Here is a 19496-nt window from a genome sequence, read left to right as displayed (position 1 = left end):
AAGCGCCTTCAGCGCAAATCCGCTTCGGCCAGGGTGGGGGTGCGTGGGATCTGCGTGGCGTCCCAATGGCGCACGCCCCAACCCAACAGCTCCTGCGGGCTGGCGTGGTTCAGCTCGTCGCCCGGTTGTTGGCCCAGGGCCCGTAGCGCCCTTAATAGCAAAGGCGTGGCCTGGTCACGGGTCAAGGGCGGGGAGCGGTAGGATTTACCGAGCTTGTTGCCATCTGGCTGGGTGATCAGTGGCACATGCAGGTAACGCGGTTGCGGCATGCCCAGCAGTTCCTGCAAATACAACTGGCGTGGCGTGGAGTCGAGCAGGTCGGCGCCCCGGACAATATCGGTCACCCCTTGCCACGCGTCATCAAGCACCACGGCCAGTTGATAGGCGTACAGGCCGTCGCGGCGACGGATGATGAAGTCGCCGGAATCTCGCCCCAGGTGTTGTCGGAACGGGCCTTGCACGCGGTCGGTAAAGTGATATTCCAGCTCCGGCACCCGCAGGCGGATCGCCGCGTCCTGTTGTGCGTGCCCTGCGTTTCGGCACAGGCCTGGGTAGATGCCGTGGTAGGGCTCAAGCTGCTTGCGCGAGCAGGTGCAGGCATAGGCCAAGCCGTGATTGAACAGGCGGTTGAGCACTTCTGCGTAGGCATCATGCCGTTCGCTTTGTCGGACGAGTTCACCATCCCATTCAAACCCGTAGCTTTCCAGCGCGTTGAGTATCGCCGCCTGGGCGCCGGGCTCTTCCCGTGGCGGGTCGAGGTCTTCCATGCGCATCAGCCAACGGCCTTTATTGGCACGGGTGTCGAGATAGGAGGCGAGGGCGGCGACCAGTGAACCGAAGTGCAGGTGCCCGCTGGGGGTGGGCGCGAAACGCCCGATATAAGAGGAGGCTGTCATGGGCCGGATAGTACTGGAAATTCGGTAAACGCCAGAAACAAAAATGGGGCGTTTGCACGCCCCATTTCGTTCAGCCTGGCGGTTACGCCTTGCCGACCTGTTTCTCTCGGATTTCGGCCAGCGTCTTGCAGTCCACGCACAAGTCGGCGGTAGGACGTGCTTCGAGGCGGCGGATACCGATCTCGACGCCGCAGGATTCGCACCAGCCGTACTCTTCGTCTTCGATCAGTTGCAGGGTCTTGTCGATCTTCTTGATCAGCTTGCGTTCGCGATCACGGGCACGCAGCTCGAGGGCAAACTCTTCTTCCTGGCTGGCACGGTCTGCCGGGTCCGGGAAATTGGCGGCTTCATCCTTCATGTGGTCAACGGTGCGGTCGACTTCTTGCATCAGGTCCTGTTTCCATTTGTGCAGGATCTTGACGAAGTGTTCACGCATGGGCTTGCCCATGTACTCCTCACCCTTCGATTCGACGTAGGGTGCGAAGCCACTGAGGCTTTGCTGCTGTTGCTTTGCTTGGGTGGACATGAATAGACCGCCTCTCACTCTTCTAATCCATTGCGCAGGATTGCAACATTACCGACACCTGCCGGCCCTGCGGCTGCAAGCGGGCGAACTTACCAGATAGATTCGGGGTGCGCTACTCCCGGTTGTCGACCCCCCGTGGCACGCGGGGTTCAGCACGTCCGGGCCGTTGCGTAGCGTCTCGAAGGTTGATTTTAGTCGCTTTGCCAGCACTTGCTTGAAGTCTCTGGAACGGGCGTTGGGCCAATACCGCAGGATTTGTGGCGCCGGTTGGGTAGAATCGGCGTTTGTCCTCACAGTTAAGGAAGGCTAATGGCTCAGCCCTACAGTGCGCGCAGCCGCGCTATCGAACCTTTTCATGTCATGGCGTTGCTGGCGCGGGCCAACGAGCTGCAGGCGGCCGGGCACGATGTGATCCACCTGGAGATCGGCGAGCCCGATTTCACCACCGCCGAACCCATCATCCAGGCCGGCCAGGCGGCGCTGGCCAATGGCAAAACCCGCTACACGGCGGCCCGCGGCCTGCCCGAGTTGCGGGAAGCCATCAGTGGTTTCTATCAACAGCGCTACGGTTTGAACATCGACCCTCAGCGCATCCTGATTACACCCGGCGGTTCGGGCGCGTTGCTGCTGGCCAGCAGCCTGCTGGTGGATCCGGGAAGACATTGGTTGCTGGCTGACCCGGGCTACCCGTGCAACCGGCACTTCTTGCGGTTGGTGGAAGGCGCGGCGCAATTGGTGCCAGTAGGCCCCGAGGTGCGCTATCAACTGACTGCCGAACTGGTGGAGCGCCATTGGGACAAGGACAGCGTGGGCGCCTTGGTTGCGTCGCCGGCCAACCCCACGGGCACCCTGTTGACACGAGACGAACTGGCCGGGCTTTCCAGTGCAGTCAAGGCGCGCAACGGCCACCTGGTGGTGGACGAGATTTACCACGGCCTGACCTACGGCACCGACGCCGCCAGCGTGCTGGAAGTGGACGATGACGCTTTTGTCTTAAATAGTTTTTCCAAGTATTTCGGAATGACCGGCTGGCGCCTGGGTTGGCTGGTAGCGCCGCTCGCCGCCGTGGGCGAGCTGGAGAAGCTGGCGCAGAACCTCTATATCAGTGCACCGAGCATGGCGCAGCACGCCGCGCTGGCCTGTTTTACCCCGCAAACGCTGGGCATTCTTGAAGAGCGCCGGGCCGAGTTTGGCCGCCGTCGCGACTTCCTGCTGCCAGCCCTGCGGGCGTTGGGGTTTGGTATTGCCGTCGAGCCAGAAGGCGCTTTTTATCTGTATGCCGATATCCGTGCGTTCGGCGGTGATGCCTTTGCGTTCTGCCGCCATTTCCTGGAAACCGAACACGTGGCCTTCACGCCGGGCCTGGACTTCGGCCGGCACCAGGCCAGTCACCATGTGCGGTTTGCCTACACGCAAAACATCGATCGGCTACAGGAAGCGGTTGAGCGAATCGCCCGTGGCTTGCAGAGCTGGCAAGGCTGATGCGCTTTAATCCTCCTCTGGAAGAAGGGCGGCTGATTCGCCGCTACAAGCGTTTTCTCGCCGATATCGAAACCGTTAGCGGCGAGTTCATCACCATTCACTGCCCCAACACCGGTTCGATGCTCAACTGCATGGTGGAGGGCGGGCAGGTGTGGTTCAGCCGCTCCTCGGACCCCAAGCGCAAGCTGCCGGGCACTTGGGAAATCAGCCAAACGCCTCAAGGCCGACTGGCCTGCGTGAACACCGCGCGCGCCAATCAGTTGGTCGAAGAAGCGCTGCGCGCCGGGGTCATCACTGAGCTCAACGGGTTTACGGGCCTCAAGCGCGAGGTGCCCTACGGCCAGGAAAACAGTCGGATCGACTTTTGCCTGGAGTACCCCGACGGGGCGGCCTACGTCGAAGTCAAAAGCGTCACCCTGGGGTTTGACGGCACCACCACTGCCGCATTCCCGGATGCGGTGACCCAGCGTGGCGCCAAACACCTTCGCGAACTTGCGCACCTGGCGCGTGATGGCGTGCGGGCGGTCCAGTTGTATTGCGTCAACCTGTCAGGGGTGGATGCGGTGCGCCCGGCCGTGGAAATCGATGCCGCTTATGCCGCCGCGTTGCGCGAGGCCAAGGCGGCAGGTGTCGAGGTGTTGGCGTATGGCGTGCAAGTGACGGCGCAGGAGGTCTATGTGGATCGCGCGCTGCCGGTGATGTTGGGCGACTAAAGGCTCACCCACAGGCCCTGTTCGTCCTCGCGGCCGGGCAGGGCCGTGAGGCTTTGCCCGGCGCATGGGCCGGCAATGCACTCGCCACTCTCGATCAAAAACAGCGCGCCGTGGGTGGCGCACTGGATCAGGCTGGCACTCTGGTCGAGAAACCGATTGGGTTGCCATTCCAACGCTACGCCACGATGGGGGCAGCGGTTGATATAGAAGTAGGCCACGCCGTCACGACGCACCACGAACAGCTTGCGTCCGTCGATATCGAAACCCAGGCTGGCGTCTGGCGCGAGCGCGCTGGAGGGGCAGAGAAACTTCATGTTTATCCTCAGGTGCCGCCGTTCGCGGGCTGCAAGGCTATTGTGTTTATGTCGATAAGCCCGGTGCTTGACGTTCAAATGCAAACAATTATCAAATGCCGGCTCCGCCCGTTGGCTGATAGGGCGCTCTGTACGATGAATGACGGCGTTTAAATGTCACAAGAGCGCGTGTTTCAGCGGGCCTACCCCCTTGGAAGGAAACCCTTTTATGCGCCTGAGTGCCAGCGCCATTGCGCTCGTTGTGGGACTGCTGTTCAACGCTGGGGTTCACGCCTCTGAATTGCCGCAACGCTGGGTCAGCGCGGGTGGTGCGTTGTCGGAGTGGGTGACGGCCCTGGGCGGTGAGTCGAAGCTGGTGGGCGTCGACACCACGAGCCAGCATCCGGAGTCTCTCAAGGCGTTGCCCAGCATTGGCTATCAGCGCCAGTTGTCGGCCGAGGGCATTCTGAGCCTGCGCCCGCAGATGTTGATCGGCACCGAAGAGATGGGCCCGCCCCCGGTGCTGGCGCAAATCCGCAGTGCTGGTGTGCAGGTCGAGCTGTTCTCGGCCCAGGCAGACCTGGCGACGTTGCACGGCACGCTTGAGCATCTAGGCCGGTTGCTGGGCCGTGAAGACAACGCGGGTGCGTTATTCACCGGCTATCAGCAACAACTGGAACAACAAAAGAGCCGGGTCGCCCAAGCCCAAATCACCCAGAAGGCACCTGGCGTGCTTTTGCTGTTGGGGCATGCCGGTGGCAAGCCGCTGATTGCCGGTAAAGACACGGCTGCCGATTGGTTGTTGCAGCAAGCGGGTGGGCATAACCTGGCGACCCACAGCGGTTACAAACCGTTTTCTGCCGAAGCGCTGGCGGGGTTGAGCCCGGAGGTTCTGGTGTTTGCCGACCGTGCGTTGACCGGTGATGCGGCGCGCGACGCCTTGTTCAAGGAAAGTCCGGTGTTGGCGGCCACGCCCGCTGCCAAGAACGGGCGCGTTTACGAGCTGGACCCGACGTTGCTGGTGGGCGGCCTGGGCCCCCGAGTACCGGCGACCCTGGTGCAGCTGACCTCCGGGTTTTACCCGTCCCTGGCTAAAACCGGCCCATGACCGTATTGGTTAAACCCCGCACGCTGTTTATCGGCCTGAGCCTGCTGTGCCTGCTGGCGATTTGGCTGTCATTGGCCCTTGGGCCCGTCAGCCTGCCGCTGACGGACACCCTGCGCGCTGCCTTGCGTTTGCTCGGCGTGCCCATAAAGCCCGAAGGGCTGGAGCAGGCCGAACTGATCCTGGGGCAGATTCGCCTGCCGCGTACCTTATTGGGGCTGGCCGTGGGCGGTGTGCTGGCGCTTTCGGGTGTGGCGATGCAAGGGTTGTTTCGCAACCCGCTGGCAGACCCTGGGCTTGTTGGTGTTTCTAGTGGCGCGGCGCTGGGCGCGGCGATTGCGATTGTGGGCGGCTCGTTTCTGGGCGGTTTGCCGGAGGCGTTCGGGCCGTACCTGTTGTCGTTGTGTGCGTTCCTTGGTGGGTTGGGCGTCACCGCATTGGTGTATCGCCTCGGCCGACGCAATGGCCAGACCCATGTTGCCACCATGCTGTTGGCGGGTATCGCGCTGACAGCGCTCGCCAGCTCGGCGGTCGGGCTGTTTACCTACCTGGCGGATGACGCCACCTTGCGCATCCTGACGTTCTGGAACCTGGGCAGCCTCAATGGCGCCAGCTACTCGCGCTTGTGGCCGCTGTTGTTGGTCAGCCTTGGCGTTGCGCTGTGGTTGCCGCGGCGGGCCAAGGCACTCAATGCCCTGCTGCTGGGCGAGTCGGAAGCCAATCACCTGGGTGTCAATGTTGAAGGGCTCAAGCGTGAGTTGGTGTTTTGCACCGCACTGGGGGTGGGGGCGGCCGTGGCGGCGGCGGGCATGATCGGTTTTGTCGGGCTGGTCGTGCCGCATCTGGTGCGCCTGCTGGCAGGGCCTGATCACCGTGTGTTATTGCCCGCCTCGATCGTGGCCGGGGCGACGCTGTTGCTGTTTGCCGATTTGGTCGCCCGGTTGGCCTTGGCACCTGCGGAGCTCCCGATCGGGATTGTTACTGCATTTATCGGTGCGCCGTTCTTTCTTTACCTGTTGTTGCGAGGACGTGCCTGATGCTGCGAGTCGAGAGCCTGCAGATCCGGCGTGGCCACAAAACCGTGCTGGCAGACGTCAATCTGGACCTGCAACCGGGGCAGGTCCTAGGCGTGCTGGGGCCTAATGGTGCAGGCAAAAGCACCTTGCTCGGCGCGTTGTGCGGTGAACTGCGTCCTGACCAAGGCCACGTCTGGCTTGACGAGCACGCCTTACAGGCATGGAGCGGCACACAGCGCGCCCAACGCCTGGCGGTGTTGCCACAAGCCTCGACGCTGGACTTTGCCTTTAGAGTGGAGGAGGTCGTGGGCATGGGCCGGCTGCCGCATCAAACCGGCCAGGTGCGTGACGACGAGATCATCGCGGCTGCGCTGCACGCGGCGGATGTCGGCCATTTGAGCGGGCGCAGTTACCTGGCGCTTTCCGGTGGCGAGCGCCAACGGGTGCACCTTGCGAGGGTGCTGGCGCAGATTTGGCCGGGTGAGGCGGGGCAAACGCTGTTGCTGGACGAGCCAACCTCGATGCTGGACCCGCTGCACCAGCACACCGCCTTGCAGGCGATTCGTACGTTCGCCGATCGCGGTGCGGCGGTGCTGGTGATCCTGCATGACCTGAACCTGGCCGCCCGTTACTGTGATCGCATTCTGCTGCTGGCAGAGGGGCGCCCCCATGCGCTGGACACCCCAGCGAATGTCTTGCGCCCCGAGCCGCTGAAGGCGGTGTTCGGCCTTGACGTGCTGGTGCAGCCGCATCCCGAGCGTGGGCACCCGCTGATCATTGCGCGTTGACGCAGTTTTGACAGGCAAAAAAAGACCCGGCAAGAGCCGGGTCAAATAACCGTGATTAGCCTGATGAGGAGATATCTGAGAGTCCGAACCAAGGGCCTGTCAGTTATCGGCTGATCTCGCGACCAGTTGTGATAATCATAACGATTCTCATTTGAGAGTCAACAACTGTTTTCGCAGTCTTTTCAATTTTCCTCAACTGACCGTTTGGAGTGCCCGAAAACCCAGGCGGTATTCAATTTTTCTGGCGGGCCGAGAGGGCATCCAACTGGCGGTTCAAGGCTTCTTTGCGTTCGACGGGAACATCATTCCAGTGCACGTCCATCAAGGCGCCTTCAATGGCATACAGCAGCACCTTGGAGGCCCGGAAACCGCGGGTGCGCACCGCCCGGTAGGCGTCTACCGCACCCAGGCGACGAAGGTCGGACGCACTGTGGATGCCCACCGCATGCAGCCATTGCGCCGATGTCTTGCCAAGGTTTTTCAGGTGTTGCAGCTCATCATTCATCAAGCCTCCTTGCGACGGCCGGGTGGTGCGGTGGGTATCGTGACCAGGCAAGCCTCAGGGGAGTGTAGCGCTCAGTAGGAAAAGCGTAGTTCTTTGGTCGGCATTGATGCAAAAGCGTCTAAGAATAAGGCGATGGGCACCGGGCACGCGTTGCGCGTGACCGGGCATTCAAGGGGGCGTACTACCGGGTGCGATAACGCAGGCGAGTCCCGAAATTGACCGACATGAGGATCTCGTCAGCGCTCAGTTCAGGGGCGAAGTAGGTGCCGGAGATCTGCGCATGCGCAAGGCTGGCGCCTTCCAGGGAGCAGTTGCGCAGGTCCAGGCCGCGCAAGTCGGCGGAGCGGAAATAGGCGTCCGTAAAGTCCACGCCCTCGGCGTTCAGCTCGCGCAGGTCGAGGCCGCGAAAGTCGCCGCCGCGCATATCGATGGTGCCGTCTTTGGGCCGTTCCTGGTTAAAGGCGCGAATATCATCTTTATGCAAAAGCGCGTAGAGCGGGGTATCCAATAACTTTGGCTGGCTCACAACGGCGTCTCCCGTGCTGGAATCATAACGCCATTATAGTGCCACTATTTCGGGGTCGTGAGCGGCTGAACGCTGCACGACCTCGAAATATTTCTTACAGGCCGGGCAAGCGCTGGCGAATATGCGCGACCAGTGCGTCCAAGGTCCCGCTTTCATTGGTTTCGACGCGGTGGCTCAGCAGCAGTTCTTCAGCGCTGAGCGGGTCGCGCTTGGCGTGCTGCTCTTCGATAACGGCCAGTGTTGCGTCAGACGGGTCGTTTTTATCCGCCTGACGTTGTGCCAGCCAGCTAGCGATAACTGCTTGCGGCGCGTTGCAGTCCAGGATCAGGAACGGTGCCCCGGTAGCCTCGGCGACTTTTGCTGCCGCGTCGCGGTGTTCGCGCTTGAGGAAGGTCGCGTCCAGCACCACCGGGAAACCGGCGCGCAGCACGGTGTCGGCGATGGTGTTCAAGCGCTCATAGGTCGCTGCACTCGCGTCGGTGGCATAGATACCCGCTTGTGGCGTGTTCTCGACCTGTTGCTCGCCGAACAGGCGCTTGCGTTCGACGTCGGAGCGCAGGCGAACCGCGCCCAGTGCTTCGACCAGGCGCATGGCCACGTGGCTTTTGCCCACGGCGGAGACGCCATGGGTAACGGCCAGGAACCGCGACGGAATGGTGCTGTAGCTTTCCGCCAGATTGGCGTAGTTGCGGTACTGGCGCAGGGTGGCCGCGCGCTGCACGCCGTCGGCTTCGGACGGCATGCTGAACAGGGCGACCTTGGCGCGTACCAGGGCGCGGTAAGCCTTGTAGAAGTTCAGCAGTTCCAGCCCTTGATAGTCGCCGGTCAGCTCCAGGTATTGGCTGATGAAGCGTCGGGCCAGGGACTTGAGGCCGCGGTCTTCAAGGTCCATGGCCAGGAAGCCGGTATCGGCGTACACGTCGGTGAAGCGGAACGGTTCGTTGAACTCGATGCAGTCGAAAATCACCACGCGCCCGTCAATCAGCGTGGCATTGCCCAAGTGGACGTCACCGTGGCATTCGCGAATAAAGCCGTTGAGCTTGCGCTGTTCGAACAGCGGCTTGAGACGTTCAAAGCTGCTTTCGGCCCAGGCTTGTAAGGCTTCCAGTTGAGTCAGGTCGGATTTTTCGCTGAGGAACGGGCGAATCTGCTCAAAGTTCTGCCGGACCGGCGCCATAACTTCATCCGGGGTGCCGGCAGCGTGGGCGGAGGGGACCTGCGGTGCATTCAGATGAAAGTGCGCGATCTGTTGCGCCATTTCATCGATGTGGGCGCTGGTCAGCTCACCGTTGGCTTGCAAGGTGCTCAGCAATTGGCTTTGCGGGAACTGGCGCATTTTCAATGCATACTCGACCACCGGGCCGTCACCGCCCAATTGTGGCGCTTCGGCGCTGCCGGTGACCGGCAGCACTTCAAGATACAAATCTTCGGTCAGGCGCTGGTTGAGGCGCAGCTCTTCGTGGCAGAAGTGGCCGCGGGCCTCGAGGGTGGTGAAGTCGAGGAAACCGAAATTGACGGGCTTCTTCAGCTTATAGACATACGGGCCGGTGAGGATCACCCAGGAAATGTGGGTTTCGATGACTTGAAACTCATCCACCGGATGAGCGTACAGGGCCGGGTTTTGCAGGGCGGTGATCAGAGTCTGGCTCACGGGCGATCCTTCAGGGACGGGGAAAAGGCACGGCGGGCATTATGGCTGTTGCAGCCTGTCGTGCAAACCGCGTCCGGCTCATGTTGGTCATCAATAAAGTGCGTATAATCCGCCGCCATGACACGTACCCGATCTCCCCGTTCCCCAAAAAAACCTCCTTCCCGCGGCCTGCGCCCCTGGTTGGGCTGGGCGCTCAAGCTCAGCCTGGTCGGTCTTGTCGTGATCGCGGGCTTCGCCGTGTACCTCGATGCCGTGGTGCAGGAAAAATTCTCCGGCAAGCGCTGGACCATTCCCGCCAAGGTGTACGCGCGCCCGCTGGAACTGTTCACCGGCCAGAAGCTGAGCAAGGATGACTTCCTGACCGAACTCGATGCTCTGGGCTACCGCCGTGAAGCGGTGAGCAATGGCCCCGGCGCTGCGTCGGTCAACGGCAACACCATTGACCTCAATACTCGCGGCTTCCAGTTCTACGAAGGCCTGGAAAAACCCCAGCCGGTGCGTGTGCGCTTTTCGGGCGATTACGTGGCCGAGCTGTCCTCGCTCAACGGCTCGAAGTTGCCTGTGGTGCGTCTGGAACCCCTTTTGATCGGTGGGATTTATCCGAAAAACCTGGAAGACCGCATCCTGATCAAGTTGGACCAGGTGCCGCCTTACCTGCTGGACACATTGATTGCCGTGGAAGACCGCGACTTCTACAGCCATTGGGGGGTGTCGCCCAAGTCGATTGCCCGTGCCGTATGGGTCAACACCTCGGGCGGCAAGATGACCCAGGGGGGCAGTACGCTGACGCAACAATTGGTCAAGAACTTCTACCTGACCAACGAACGCAGCCTGACGCGCAAGCTCACCGAAGCCATGATGGCGATGTTGCTGGAGTTGCATTACAGCAAGCAGGAAATCCTGGAGGCGTACCTCAACGAGGTGTTCGTGGGCCAGGATGGCCAGCGCGCCGTGCACGGTTTTGGCCTGGCCAGTCAGTTCTTCTTTGGCCAGCCGCTGTCCGAGTTGAAGCTGCATCAAGTGGCGTTGCTGGTGGGCATGGTCAAGGGGCCGTCTTACTACAACCCGCGTCGCAACCCGGAGCGGGCGCTGGAGCGGCGCAACCTGGTGCTCGATGTGCTTGAACAGCAGGGCGTCGCGACGCCGGAGCAAGTGGCAGCGGCCAAGAAAATGCCGCTGGGCGTGACGACGCGCGGCAAGCTGGCCGACAGCTCCTTCCCGGGGTTCATCGACCTGGTCAAGCGCCAGTTGCGTGAAGACTATCGCGACGAAGACTTGACTGAAGAAGGCCTGCGGATCTTTACCAGCTTCGACCCGATTTTGCAGATGAAAGCGGAGGCGTCTGTCAACGACACCTTCAAGCGCCTGGCGGGCCGCAAGGGCGCGGACGATGTCGAGGCCGCGATGGTCGTGACCAACCCGGAAACCGGTGAAGTGCAGGCCATGATCGGCAGTCGCCAGGCCAGCTTTGCCGGGTTCAACCGTGCACTGGATGCCGTGCGGCCGATCGGCTCGTTGGTGAAGCCTGCGGTGTACCTGACGGCGCTGGAAAAACCGAGCAAGTACACGCTGACCAGTTGGCTCTCCGATGACCCGCTGTCGGTCAAGGGCGCGGACGGCCAGGTGTGGAAGCCGCAGAACTTTGATCGCCGGTCACACGGCACCGTTTTCCTCTATCAAGGGCTGGCGCATTCCTACAACCTGTCGACCTCTCGCCTCGGGCTTGAGGTGGGCGTGCCGAATGTACTCAAAACCCTCGGGCGTCTGGGCATCAAGCGTGACTTCCCGGCGTTCCCGTCGATGCTGCTGGGGGCGGGTGGCATGAGCCCTATGGATGTCGCGACCATGTACCAGACCCTGGCCAACGGTGGTTTCAACACGCCGATGCGCGGCATTCGCAGTGTGTTGACGGCCGAGGGCGAACCGCTCAAGCGCTATCCGTTCCAGATCGAGCAGCGTTTTGATGCGGGCTCCATTTACCTGATCCAGAACGCGATGCAGCGGGTCATGCGTGAAGGCACCGGGCGTTCGGTCTACAGCGTGCTGCCGGCCAACCTCACCCTGGCGGGCAAGACCGGGACCAGTAACGATTCGCGTGATAGCTGGTTTGCAGGGTTTGGTCAGGACGTGCTGGCGGTGGTGTGGCTGGGCCGCGATGACAACGGCAAGACGCCATTCACCGGCGCAACCGGTGCGTTGCAGGTATGGACCAGCTTTATGCGCAAGGCCGACCCGTTGCCGCTGAATATGCCGCAACCGGACAACATCGTGCAGGCCTGGATTGATCCGCACACGGGGCAGGGCTCCGACGCCAACTGTCCGGGCGCGGTGCAGATGCCGTATATTCGCGGCAGCGAACCACCTGCCGGTGCTGCATGTGGAGCCAGTGCTCCCGCCAGTCCCGAGTCGGTGATGGATTGGGTCAAGGGCTGGATGAATTAAGCAAAGAGGGTTTCAAGTGAACAAGTGGTGGATTCCAGCTATTTCAGCTCTGGTCTTGCTCAACGGTTGTGCCAACGTGCAGCGCGGTTCTATCCCGGTCGTTGATTCGAGCACTTCGGTGTCCAATAACGATCGGATCTCGGCCAATGGCGGTTTCCGCCAAACCGTGAGGACTGTTCCTGCCCAGGCCCGGCCACAAGCCGTACCCCAGGATTCCGGCGTGGTCGTGATGATTCCGGGCGGTGGCGCCACCACCACGCCGATCAGCACCCAACCGTTTACGCCGGGGCCGATCGTTCCGGGGCCATCGAACGCGACGCCTATCCAGACGGCGCCGGTCAACCAGGGCAATTATGATTTCCCGTCGACGCCGAGCGGCATTCCTTCTGCCAGCGCCGGTGGCCTGTCGGCTGACGAGCAGTTGGACGGCCCGGTACTGGCGCTGCTCACGACCGCGCAACAACAGCAGTCGGGTGGCGACTTGAACGGCGCGTCCTCGAGCCTTGAGCGTGCCCAGCGTGTGGCGCCGCGTGAGCCTCAGGTGCTTTATCGCCTGGCGCAGGTTCGGATGGCTCAGGGCGATGCGCCCCAGGCGGAGCAGTTCGCCCGTCGCGGACTCACGCTGGCCAATGGTCGTCCCGACCTGCAAGCCAGTTTGTGGAGCCTGATTGGTGATGCCCGCGAGAAGCAGGGTGATGCGGCAGGTGCCGCGCAGGCTCGCCAGAAAGGCCGGGTCAGCCTGTGATGGATGTGCGCTTTCCGGCCATTGCCGAACAATTATTGCTGATTGAGCGAGAACTGCGCGTGCAGGGCTGGTGGGACGACGTACCTCCCAGCGCTGAAGCGCTGAGCAGTGTTGAACCCTTTTCGGTGGACACACTGGACTTCAACCAGTGGTTGCAGTGGATTTTCCTGGCGAAGATGAAGCACATTCTCGAGCAGAACCTGCCGCTGCCCAATGCTTCAGGCATTCTCGAGATGGCCGAGCAGGTCTATTCGGACCGGCCGCTGGAGAGCCTTGGCTTGCGGGCTGCGCTGAAAAAATTCGATCAATTGATTGTCGACGCTCGTTAATTGCCTGGTTGCCGGGTTTTCCGGCAGTCTTGCGCATATTTCTACCGCTTTGCGCCATTGAGGCGAGTTTTATCCCTCATCAAGCCGCTTTCTTCTACGTTCTCATGCGCTTACTTGGAAAAAAGCGCAATTATTGCTTGACTTGGAACGGCTGAAACAGAAGAATCCAAAGTCCGCTGTAGAGGGACTGCCAGAAGCAGGCCCACTCAGCAGACCATGAGGCGCATACCCGCGCCGACCTGTAACACCCGCAACGCGTTACCTCGCGCTGGGTGGGAAAATCCCGCAACACTTGGGACGCTCCCGATGCTTGCTCAGGCAGTGCTGACGTAGTCGGCGACCACCGTCGCTCATGCTCTGCTGAGAAGTAAACCTATTAAGACCCGTCGGTTTTTAACGGACGGTATTCTGGCGTTTTAGAGGTGAACAACGTGGAGCTTTTATCTGGCGGTGAGATGCTCGTCCGCTTTTTGCGTGACGAAGGCGTCGAATATATCTACGGGTACCCAGGTGGTGCTCTCCTGCACGTCTACGACGCACTGTTCAAGGAACCGGCTGTTACCCACATCCTGGTTCGCCACGAACAGGCGGCTACCCATATGGCTGACGGTTATGCCCGTGCCACCGGTAAAGCCGGTGTTGTACTGGTCACTTCCGGCCCAGGCGCGACCAATGCCATCACCGGCATCGCGACGGCTTATATGGACTCCATCCCGATGGTGGTCATTTCTGGCCAGGTGCCGAGCACCATGGTCGGGACCGACGCGTTCCAGGAAACCGACATGATCGGTATTTCCCGGCCGATCGTGAAACACAGCTTCATGATCAAGCACCCGTCGGAAATCCCGGAAGTCATGAAAAAGGCGTTCTACCTCGCCCAATCCGGTCGCCCGGGTCCGGTCGTGGTCGATATCCCGAAAGACATGACCAACCCCGCGGAAAAATTCGAATACGTTTTCCCCAAGAAGGCCAAGCTGCGTTCCTACAGCCCGGCTGTTCGCGGGCACTCGGGGCAAATTCGCAAGGCGGCAGAAATGCTCTTGGCGGCCAAGCGTCCTGTGCTTTATTCGGGCGGCGGCGTGATCCTGGGTGGCGGTTCTGCACCGCTGACCGAGCTGGCCAAGTTGCTCAACCTGCCGGTGACCAATACTTTGATGGGGCTGGGCGCGTTCCCGGGTTCGGATCGTCAGTTCGTCGGCATGCTCGGCATGCACGGCAGCTACACGGCCAACCTGACCATGCACCATGCCGACGTGATTTTGGCCGTGGGCGCACGGTTCGATGATCGGGTGATCAACGGTGCGAGCAAATTTTGCCCGAACGCCAAGATCATCCACATCGACATCGACCCTGCTTCCATCTCCAAGACCATCAAGGCCGACGTGCCTATCGTAGGACCGGTGGAAAGCGTGCTGACCGAAATGGTCGCCACGCTCAAGGAAATTGGCCAGGCGCCGAACAAAGAGTCGGTTGTCAGATGGTGGAAGCAGATCGACGAATGGCGCGGTGATCGTGGCCTGTTCCCTTATGACAAGGGCGACGGCAGCATCATCAAGCCACAAACCGTGATCGAAACCCTGTGCGAAGTCACCAAGGGCGAAGCGTTTGTTGTCTCCGACGTGGGCCAGCACCAGATGTTCGCCGCGCAGTACTACAAGTTCGACAAACCCAACCGCTGGATCAACTCCGGTGGCCTGGGCACGATGGGCTTTGGTTTCCCTGCGGCCATGGGTGTGAAACTGAGCTTCCCGGATGCGGACGTCGCGTGCGTCACCGGCGAAGGCAGCATCCAGATGAACATCCAGGAGCTGTCGACGTGCCTGCAATACGGCCTTCCGGTGAAAATCGTCTGCCTGAACAACGGCGTGCTGGGCATGGTTCGCCAGTGGCAAGACATGAGCTACAACAGCCGTCACTCGCATTCCTACATGGAGTCGCTGCCTGATTTCGTCAAATTGGTCGAAGCGTATGGCCATGTCGGCATTCGCGTCACCGATCTGAAGGATTTGAAGCCCAAGCTGGAAGAGGCGTTCGCCCTGAAGGATCGCCTGGTGTTTATCGATATTCAGGTCGACACCAGTGAGCACGTCTACCCGATGCAGATCAAAGACGGCTCGATGCGCGACATGTGGCTGAACAAGACGGAGCGTACCTAATCATGCGGCACATTATCTCCCTGCTTCTGGAGAACGAACCGGGCGCTCTTTCTCGTGTGGTCGGCTTGTTTTCGCAACGCAACTACAACATCGAAAGCCTGACCGTGGCGCCGACCGAAGACCCGACCTTGTCGCGCCTGACGTTGACCACGGTGGGCCATGATGAGGTGATCGAGCAGATCACCAAGAACCTCAACAAGCTGATCGAAGTGGTCAAGCTGGTCGACTTGTCGGAAAGTGCCCACATCGAGCGCGAGCTGATGCTGGTCAAGGTCAAGGCAACGGGTGCCCAACGTGCCGAGATCAAGCGCACTACCGATATCTATCGCGGGCAGATCGTCGATGTGAGCGCCAGCGTTTATACCGTTCAACTGACCGGTACAAGCGACAAACTGGACAGCTTCATCCAGTCGATCGGGACGGCCTCGATTCTGGAAACTGTACGCAGTGGTGTCACCGGGATTGCCCGTGGCGACAAAGTACTCAGCATCTAACTACAACTCAGTGAATGGCCGTACGGCCGGGCTATATAGAGGAATCTCATGAAAGTTTTTTACGATAAAGATTGTGACCTGTCGATCATCCAGGGCAAGAAAGTTGCCATCATCGGCTACGGTTCCCAGGGCCACGCTCAAGCGTGCAACCTGAAAGACTCCGGCGTTGACGTGACCGTTGGCCTGCGCAAAGGCTCGGCCACTGTTGCCAAGGCAGAAGCTCATGGCCTGAAAGTGACTGACGTGGCTGCCGCTGTTGCCGCCGCTGACCTGGTCATGATCCTGACCCCGGACGAGTTCCAGTCCCAGCTGTACAAAAACGAAATCGAGCCGAACATCAAGAAAGGCGCCACCCTGGCCTTCTCCCACGGCTTCGCGATTCACTACAACCAAGTCGTGCCACGCGCTGACCTGGACGTCATCATGATCGCGCCGAAAGCGCCGGGTCACACCGTGCGTTCGGAGTTCGTCAAAGGCGGCGGTATCCCTGACCTGATCGCGATCTACCAGGACGCTTCGGGCAACGCCAAAAACGTTGCACTGTCCTACGCCGCAGGCGTGGGTGGCGGTCGCACCGGCATCATCGAAACCACCTTCAAGGACGAGACTGAAACCGACCTGTTCGGCGAACAAGCCGTTCTGTGCGGCGGTACTGTCGAGCTGGTCAAAGCCGGTTTCGAAACCCTGGTTGAAGCAGGCTACGCACCAGAAATGGCCTACTTCGAGTGCCTGCACGAACTGAAACTGATCGTTGACCTCATGTACGAAGGCGGTATCGCCAACATGAACTACTCGATCTCCAACAACGCCGAATACGGCGAGTACGTGACCGGCCCGGAAGTGATCAACGCCGAATCCCGTCAGGCCATGCGCAACGCCCTGAAACGTATTCAGGACGGCGAGTACGCCAAAATGTTCATCACCGAAGGCGCAACCGGCTACCCTTCGATGACCGCCAAGCGTCGTAACAACGCTGCTCACGGTATCGAAGTCATCGGCGAGCAACTGCGCTCCATGATGCCGTGGATCGGTGCCAACAAGATCGTCGACAAAGCCAAAAACTAAGTCGTACGCATCAAGGGAAAACGCGGCCTAGGCCGCGTTTTTTCGTTTGGGGGGAAAGGTTCTGGTATAAAGCTGCATCGTTTGCGGGCGAACACTCGCCGCAAGTTTCTGTCGAATTTTTTCACACCGTTGCAAGGTAAAGTCCATGAGCGAACGTCCCGAAGAGCCAAGCCAGGCCTCTGACGCCGAAAGCATGCTGCCCATCGATGAGCATGTCGAAGAAGGACATGATGCTGAAGGCCGTAAAGTCCGGCATCGTGGTATCTATCTTCTGCCCAATCTGTTCACCACCGCGAACCTGTTCGCGGGGTTCTATTCCATCATCAATTCCATGAGCGCCCAAAGCGCACTGGCCGCAGGTGATGCTGCGAGTGCCAGCAAGTATTTTGGCTTTGCCGCCATCGCGATCTTTGTTGCCATGGTGCTTGATGGCCTGGACGGTCGCGTTGCGCGCATGACCAACACCCAGAGCGCTTTTGGTGCCGAGTACGACTCGTTGTCCGATATGGTCGCCTTTGGGGTGGCGCCGGCCTTGCTGGCATTTGCCTGGGCGTTGGGTGACATGGGCAAGGTCGGCTGGATGGTTGCGTTTATCTACGTGGCTGGCGCGGCATTGCGTCTGGCGCGTTTCAACACGCAGGTCGGCACGGCAGACAAGCGCTACTTCATCGGTTTGGCCAGCCCGGCAGCCGCAGGGGTGGTGGCCGGTATTGTCTGGGCGTTCAGTGATTACGGCATCCAGGGCTCGAAGATGTCTTTCCTGGTTGCGCTGATGGTGGCTGCGGCAGGCATGCTGATGGTCAGTAACATCAAGTACAACAGCTTCAAAGACCTGGACCTCAAGGGGCGAGTCCCGTTTGTGGCTATCCTGGCGGTCGTATTGGTGTTTGCCGTGGTTTTCAGTGATCCGCCCCGTATCCTGTTGTTGGCGTTTCTGGTGTATGCAGCCTCCGGGCCGGTGCAATACCTGTTGCATCTTCGTCAACGCAAAACATTGTCTTAATGTAATTTCCTCCATACTCCGCAGTCTATTGGTGCATAACCCTCCAAGCTGCGGAGTTGCCATGTTGATCAAATCGCCCAAAGCGTCCGACTGCAAAGAGTCGGACGTGACGCCTGAATCCTTTTACCTCTCTCGCCGTAGCTTGCTCGGCGGTGCGCTTGCTGGCATGGCTGCTAGCAGCTTGCCGCGTTGGGCCAGCGCGGATGACGCTGCGCGTTACGCCGATGTGGAGCCTGGCAAGGCCCCGGCGTGGTTTTCGGAAAAGCTGCCGGGGACTCAATGGCAAGCGGTCACCGTAAAGGGCGAGGCCATTACGCCGTTCAAAGACGCGACTCATTACAACAATTTCTATGAGTTCGGTACGGACAAGGGTGACCCGGCTGCCAATGCCGGCTCGCTCAAGACAGAGCCATGGAGTGTGGTGATCGACGGGGAAGTCGATAAGCCTGGGCGCTACGCACTCGAAGACTTCATGAAGCCGTACCAGTTGGAAGAGCGGATCTATCGTTTGCGCTGCGTTGAAGCCTGGTCAATGGTCATTCCGTGGATGGGCTTTCCGATTTCGGCGTTGCTCAATCAGGTCCAGCCCACGTCAAAGGCCAAATACATCCGCTTTGAAACGCTGCAGGACCCCAAGACCATGCCGGGCCAGCAGTCTCGCTTTGCGCTGATTGACTGGCCTTACGTCGAAGGCTTGCGATTGGACGAGGCAATGAACCCTTTGGCGATTCTGGCGGTGGGCATGTATGGACGCGAACTGCCCAATCAGAACGGTGCGCCGTTGCGTTTGGTGGTGCCGTGGAAATATGGGTTCAAGAGCATCAAGTCCATCGTGCGCATCAGTCTGGTCAGCGAGCAGCCAAAGACAACCTGGCAAAGTATTGCGGCAAACGAGTATGGCTTTTATGCGAACGTGAACCCCACGGTTGACCATCCACGTTGGACGCAGGCCCGGGAGCGCCGTTTGCCCAGTGGGCTATTCAGCCCCAACGTGCGTGAGACGCAAATGTTCAACGGCTATGCCGACGAAGTTGCTTCTCTCTATACCGGCCTCGACCTGCGGAAGAATTATTGATGCGTTATCCCATCTGGCGTGTCGGCGTCTTTATAGCGGCGCTGGTGTGGCCACTACTTTGGTTAGTTGAAGCGTCGCAATCTGCGCTCGGGCCTGACCCCGGAAAGGTGCTGTTGGATCGCCTGGGGCTTGGAACCTTGGTGTTACTGCTGATCACACTGGGCATGACGCCGTTGCAGAAGCTCACTGGCTGGCCCGGGTGGATTGCGGTGCGGCGGCAACTGGGGCTGTGGTGTTTCGCCTATGTGGCTTTGCATCTGGCAGCGTACTGCGCGTTTGTCCTGGCGTTCGATTGGTCGCAGCTGGGAGTGGAGTTGCGTAAGCGGCCTTACATTATTGTGGGCGCGCTCGGTTTTTTCGGGCTGCTGGTGTTGGCGGTGACTTCCAATCGTTACAGTCAGCGTCGGCTTGGATCACGCTGGAAGAAACTGCACCGGCTGGTCTATGTGATTCTGGGGCTGGGTTTGCTGCATATGTTGTGGATTGTTCGGGCCGACCTTAAAGAGTGGGCGGTCTATGCCTTTATAGGGGCATTGCTGTTGGTGTTGCGGATACCGCCCGTGATGCGCCGGATACCGCGGGTTTTGCCCTTGAAGGCATCTTTTGCAACAAAAGCGAAATAAAGGGTTGACGGCGCAGACGAAACGGAAAACTCCTTGAGTTTCAACGAGTTAAGTAGGTTTCGA

Annotated in this window: 20 protein-coding genes; 14 read left to right on the top strand and 6 right to left on the bottom strand. The window is 60.2% G+C overall.

The window, feature by feature from the left end; genetic code table 11:
- Positions 1-8 precede the first annotated feature (8 nt).
- Both gluQRS and dksA read right to left on the bottom strand, forming a co-directional pair.
- Positions 9-896, bottom strand: a complete 888-nt coding sequence (gene gluQRS / locus ACW9H9_RS24490) for a tRNA glutamyl-Q(34) synthetase GluQRS (RefSeq protein ID WP_457345791.1) — start codon at positions 894-896, stop codon at positions 9-11.
- Between the two features lie 82 nt (positions 897-978).
- Positions 979-1422, bottom strand: coding sequence for an RNA polymerase-binding protein DksA (gene dksA, locus ACW9H9_RS24485; protein WP_457345792.1), 444 nt, complete (start codon positions 1420-1422; stop codon positions 979-981).
- Positions 1423-1731: 309 nt separating this feature from the next.
- Between dksA and ACW9H9_RS24480 the strand changes: the two genes are divergently transcribed.
- Positions 1732-2904: a pyridoxal phosphate-dependent aminotransferase gene (locus tag ACW9H9_RS24480; RefSeq protein ID WP_457345794.1), complete on the top strand. Its 1173-nt coding sequence runs from the start codon at positions 1732-1734 to the stop codon at positions 2902-2904.
- On the top strand, positions 2904-3617 hold the full coding sequence (sfsA, locus tag ACW9H9_RS24475) for a DNA/RNA nuclease SfsA (protein ID WP_457345796.1): 714 nt from the start codon (positions 2904-2906) through the stop codon (positions 3615-3617). The genes ACW9H9_RS24480 and sfsA overlap by 1 nt, the downstream gene beginning before the upstream one ends.
- Here sfsA and ACW9H9_RS24470 read toward each other — a convergent pair.
- Positions 3614-3931: a Rieske (2Fe-2S) protein gene (locus ACW9H9_RS24470; protein ID WP_457345797.1), complete on the bottom strand. Its 318-nt coding sequence runs from the start codon at positions 3929-3931 to the stop codon at positions 3614-3616. The two genes, sfsA and ACW9H9_RS24470, sit on opposite strands and share 4 nt — an antisense overlap.
- A 208-nt stretch (positions 3932-4139) precedes the next feature.
- On the opposite strand from ACW9H9_RS24470, the gene ACW9H9_RS24465 reads away from it, so the two are divergent.
- Genes ACW9H9_RS24465 through ACW9H9_RS24455 form a run of 3 tightly spaced genes read left to right on the top strand, consistent with a single transcriptional unit; the run spans position 4140 to position 6819 of the window.
- Positions 4140-5018, top strand: coding sequence for a heme/hemin ABC transporter substrate-binding protein (locus ACW9H9_RS24465; protein WP_457345798.1), 879 nt, complete (start codon positions 4140-4142; stop codon positions 5016-5018).
- Between the two features lie 50 nt (positions 5019-5068).
- Positions 5069-6052, top strand: a complete 984-nt coding sequence (locus tag ACW9H9_RS24460) for a FecCD family ABC transporter permease (protein ID WP_457345812.1) — start codon at positions 5069-5071, stop codon at positions 6050-6052.
- A complete protein-coding gene (locus tag ACW9H9_RS24455) occupies positions 6052-6819 on the top strand; it encodes a heme ABC transporter ATP-binding protein (protein WP_457345799.1) in 768 nt (255 codons plus the stop codon). Before ACW9H9_RS24460 ends, ACW9H9_RS24455 begins: the two co-directional genes overlap by 1 nt.
- Before the next feature lie 232 nt (positions 6820-7051).
- On the opposite strand, the gene ACW9H9_RS24450 is transcribed toward ACW9H9_RS24455, so the two are convergent.
- The 3 genes from ACW9H9_RS24450 to ACW9H9_RS24440 form a co-directional block, all read right to left on the bottom strand.
- Positions 7052-7324, bottom strand: coding sequence for a TfoX/Sxy family protein (locus ACW9H9_RS24450; RefSeq protein ID WP_457345800.1), 273 nt, complete (start codon positions 7322-7324; stop codon positions 7052-7054).
- 181 nt (positions 7325-7505) lie between these two features.
- Positions 7506-7850 (bottom strand): pentapeptide repeat-containing protein, encoded by a 345-nt coding sequence (locus tag ACW9H9_RS24445; RefSeq protein WP_457345801.1) that lies wholly within the window; start codon positions 7848-7850, stop codon positions 7506-7508.
- 94 nt (positions 7851-7944) lie between these two features.
- Positions 7945-9501 (bottom strand): bifunctional aminoglycoside phosphotransferase/ATP-binding protein, encoded by a 1557-nt coding sequence (locus tag ACW9H9_RS24440; protein WP_457345802.1) that lies wholly within the window; start codon positions 9499-9501, stop codon positions 7945-7947.
- A gap of 117 nt (positions 9502-9618) precedes the next feature.
- Here ACW9H9_RS24440 and mrcB point away from each other — a divergent pair, with 117 nt between their 5' ends.
- The 9 genes from mrcB (at position 9619) to msrQ (ending at position 19433) form a co-directional block, all read left to right on the top strand.
- Positions 9619-11943 carry a penicillin-binding protein 1B gene (gene mrcB / locus ACW9H9_RS24435; RefSeq protein ID WP_457345804.1) on the top strand — a complete coding sequence of 775 codons (2325 nt, stop codon included), beginning with the start codon at positions 9619-9621 and terminating at the stop codon, positions 11941-11943.
- A 16-nt stretch (positions 11944-11959) separates the two neighbouring features.
- Positions 11960-12688: a hypothetical protein gene (locus tag ACW9H9_RS24430; protein ID WP_457345805.1), complete on the top strand. Its 729-nt coding sequence runs from the start codon at positions 11960-11962 to the stop codon at positions 12686-12688.
- Positions 12688-13017, top strand: a complete 330-nt coding sequence (locus ACW9H9_RS24425) for a YqcC family protein (RefSeq protein ID WP_457345806.1) — start codon at positions 12688-12690, stop codon at positions 13015-13017. The genes ACW9H9_RS24430 and ACW9H9_RS24425 overlap by 1 nt, the downstream gene beginning before the upstream one ends.
- Before the next feature lie 431 nt (positions 13018-13448).
- On the top strand, positions 13449-15173 hold the full coding sequence (locus ACW9H9_RS24420) for an acetolactate synthase 3 large subunit (RefSeq protein ID WP_457345807.1): 1725 nt from the start codon (positions 13449-13451) through the stop codon (positions 15171-15173).
- Between the two features lie 2 nt (positions 15174-15175).
- Entirely contained in the window at positions 15176-15667 is a 492-nt protein-coding gene (ilvN, locus tag ACW9H9_RS24415; RefSeq protein ID WP_003176102.1) for an acetolactate synthase small subunit, read from the top strand.
- Between the two features lie 48 nt (positions 15668-15715).
- Positions 15716-16732, top strand: coding sequence for a ketol-acid reductoisomerase (gene ilvC, locus ACW9H9_RS24410; RefSeq protein ID WP_457345808.1), 1017 nt, complete (start codon positions 15716-15718; stop codon positions 16730-16732).
- Positions 16733-16877: 145 nt separating this feature from the next.
- The gene (gene pssA, locus ACW9H9_RS24405) at positions 16878-17735 is read left to right on the top strand and encodes a CDP-diacylglycerol--serine O-phosphatidyltransferase (protein ID WP_457345809.1); all 858 of its coding nucleotides are present in this window, start codon (positions 16878-16880) and stop codon (positions 17733-17735) included.
- 61 nt (positions 17736-17796) lie between these two features.
- The gene (gene msrP / locus ACW9H9_RS24400) at positions 17797-18810 is read left to right on the top strand and encodes a protein-methionine-sulfoxide reductase catalytic subunit MsrP (RefSeq protein WP_457345810.1); all 1014 of its coding nucleotides are present in this window, start codon (positions 17797-17799) and stop codon (positions 18808-18810) included.
- Positions 18810-19433 (top strand): protein-methionine-sulfoxide reductase heme-binding subunit MsrQ, encoded by a 624-nt coding sequence (gene msrQ, locus ACW9H9_RS24395; protein ID WP_457345811.1) that lies wholly within the window; start codon positions 18810-18812, stop codon positions 19431-19433. The genes msrP and msrQ overlap by 1 nt, the downstream gene beginning before the upstream one ends.
- The last annotated feature ends 63 nt before the right edge of the window (positions 19434-19496 follow it).

This window comes from Pseudomonas sp. SDO5215_S409 (assembly GCF_054071325.1).
Note: the sequence above shows the minus strand (reverse complement) of the source record. Positions and strands in the feature narration are given on the sequence as shown.

Bases quoted from the DNA above. Each gene is read 5' to 3' on its own strand.
- ACW9H9_RS24425 (WP_457345806.1), top strand. From the start codon at position 12,688: ATGGATGTGCGCTTTCCGGCCATTGCCGAACAATTATTGCTGATTGAG.
- ACW9H9_RS24465 (WP_457345798.1), top strand. From the start codon at position 4,140: ATGCGCCTGAGTGCCAGCGCCATTGCGCTCGTTGTGGGACTGCTGTTC.
- sfsA (WP_457345796.1), top strand. From the start codon at position 2,904: ATGCGCTTTAATCCTCCTCTGGAAGAAGGGCGGCTGATTCGCCGCTAC.
- msrQ (WP_457345811.1), top strand. From the start codon at position 18,810: ATGCGTTATCCCATCTGGCGTGTCGGCGTCTTTATAGCGGCGCTGGTG.
- ACW9H9_RS24450 (WP_457345800.1), bottom strand. From the start codon at position 7,324: ATGAATGATGAGCTGCAACACCTGAAAAACCTTGGCAAGACATCGGCG.
- dksA (WP_457345792.1), bottom strand. From the start codon at position 1,422: ATGTCCACCCAAGCAAAGCAACAGCAGCAAAGCCTCAGTGGCTTCGCA.
- msrP (WP_457345810.1), top strand. From the start codon at position 17,797: ATGTTGATCAAATCGCCCAAAGCGTCCGACTGCAAAGAGTCGGACGTG.
- pssA (WP_457345809.1), top strand. From the start codon at position 16,878: ATGAGCGAACGTCCCGAAGAGCCAAGCCAGGCCTCTGACGCCGAAAGC.
- ACW9H9_RS24480 (WP_457345794.1), top strand. From the start codon at position 1,732: ATGGCTCAGCCCTACAGTGCGCGCAGCCGCGCTATCGAACCTTTTCAT.
- ACW9H9_RS24455 (WP_457345799.1), top strand. From the start codon at position 6,052: ATGCTGCGAGTCGAGAGCCTGCAGATCCGGCGTGGCCACAAAACCGTG.
- mrcB (WP_457345804.1), top strand. From the start codon at position 9,619: ATGACACGTACCCGATCTCCCCGTTCCCCAAAAAAACCTCCTTCCCGC.
- ilvN (WP_003176102.1), top strand. From the start codon at position 15,176: ATGCGGCACATTATCTCCCTGCTTCTGGAGAACGAACCGGGCGCTCTT.
- ACW9H9_RS24470 (WP_457345797.1), bottom strand. From the start codon at position 3,931: ATGAAGTTTCTCTGCCCCTCCAGCGCGCTCGCGCCAGACGCCAGCCTG.
- ilvC (WP_457345808.1), top strand. From the start codon at position 15,716: ATGAAAGTTTTTTACGATAAAGATTGTGACCTGTCGATCATCCAGGGC.
- gluQRS (WP_457345791.1), bottom strand. From the start codon at position 896: ATGACAGCCTCCTCTTATATCGGGCGTTTCGCGCCCACCCCCAGCGGG.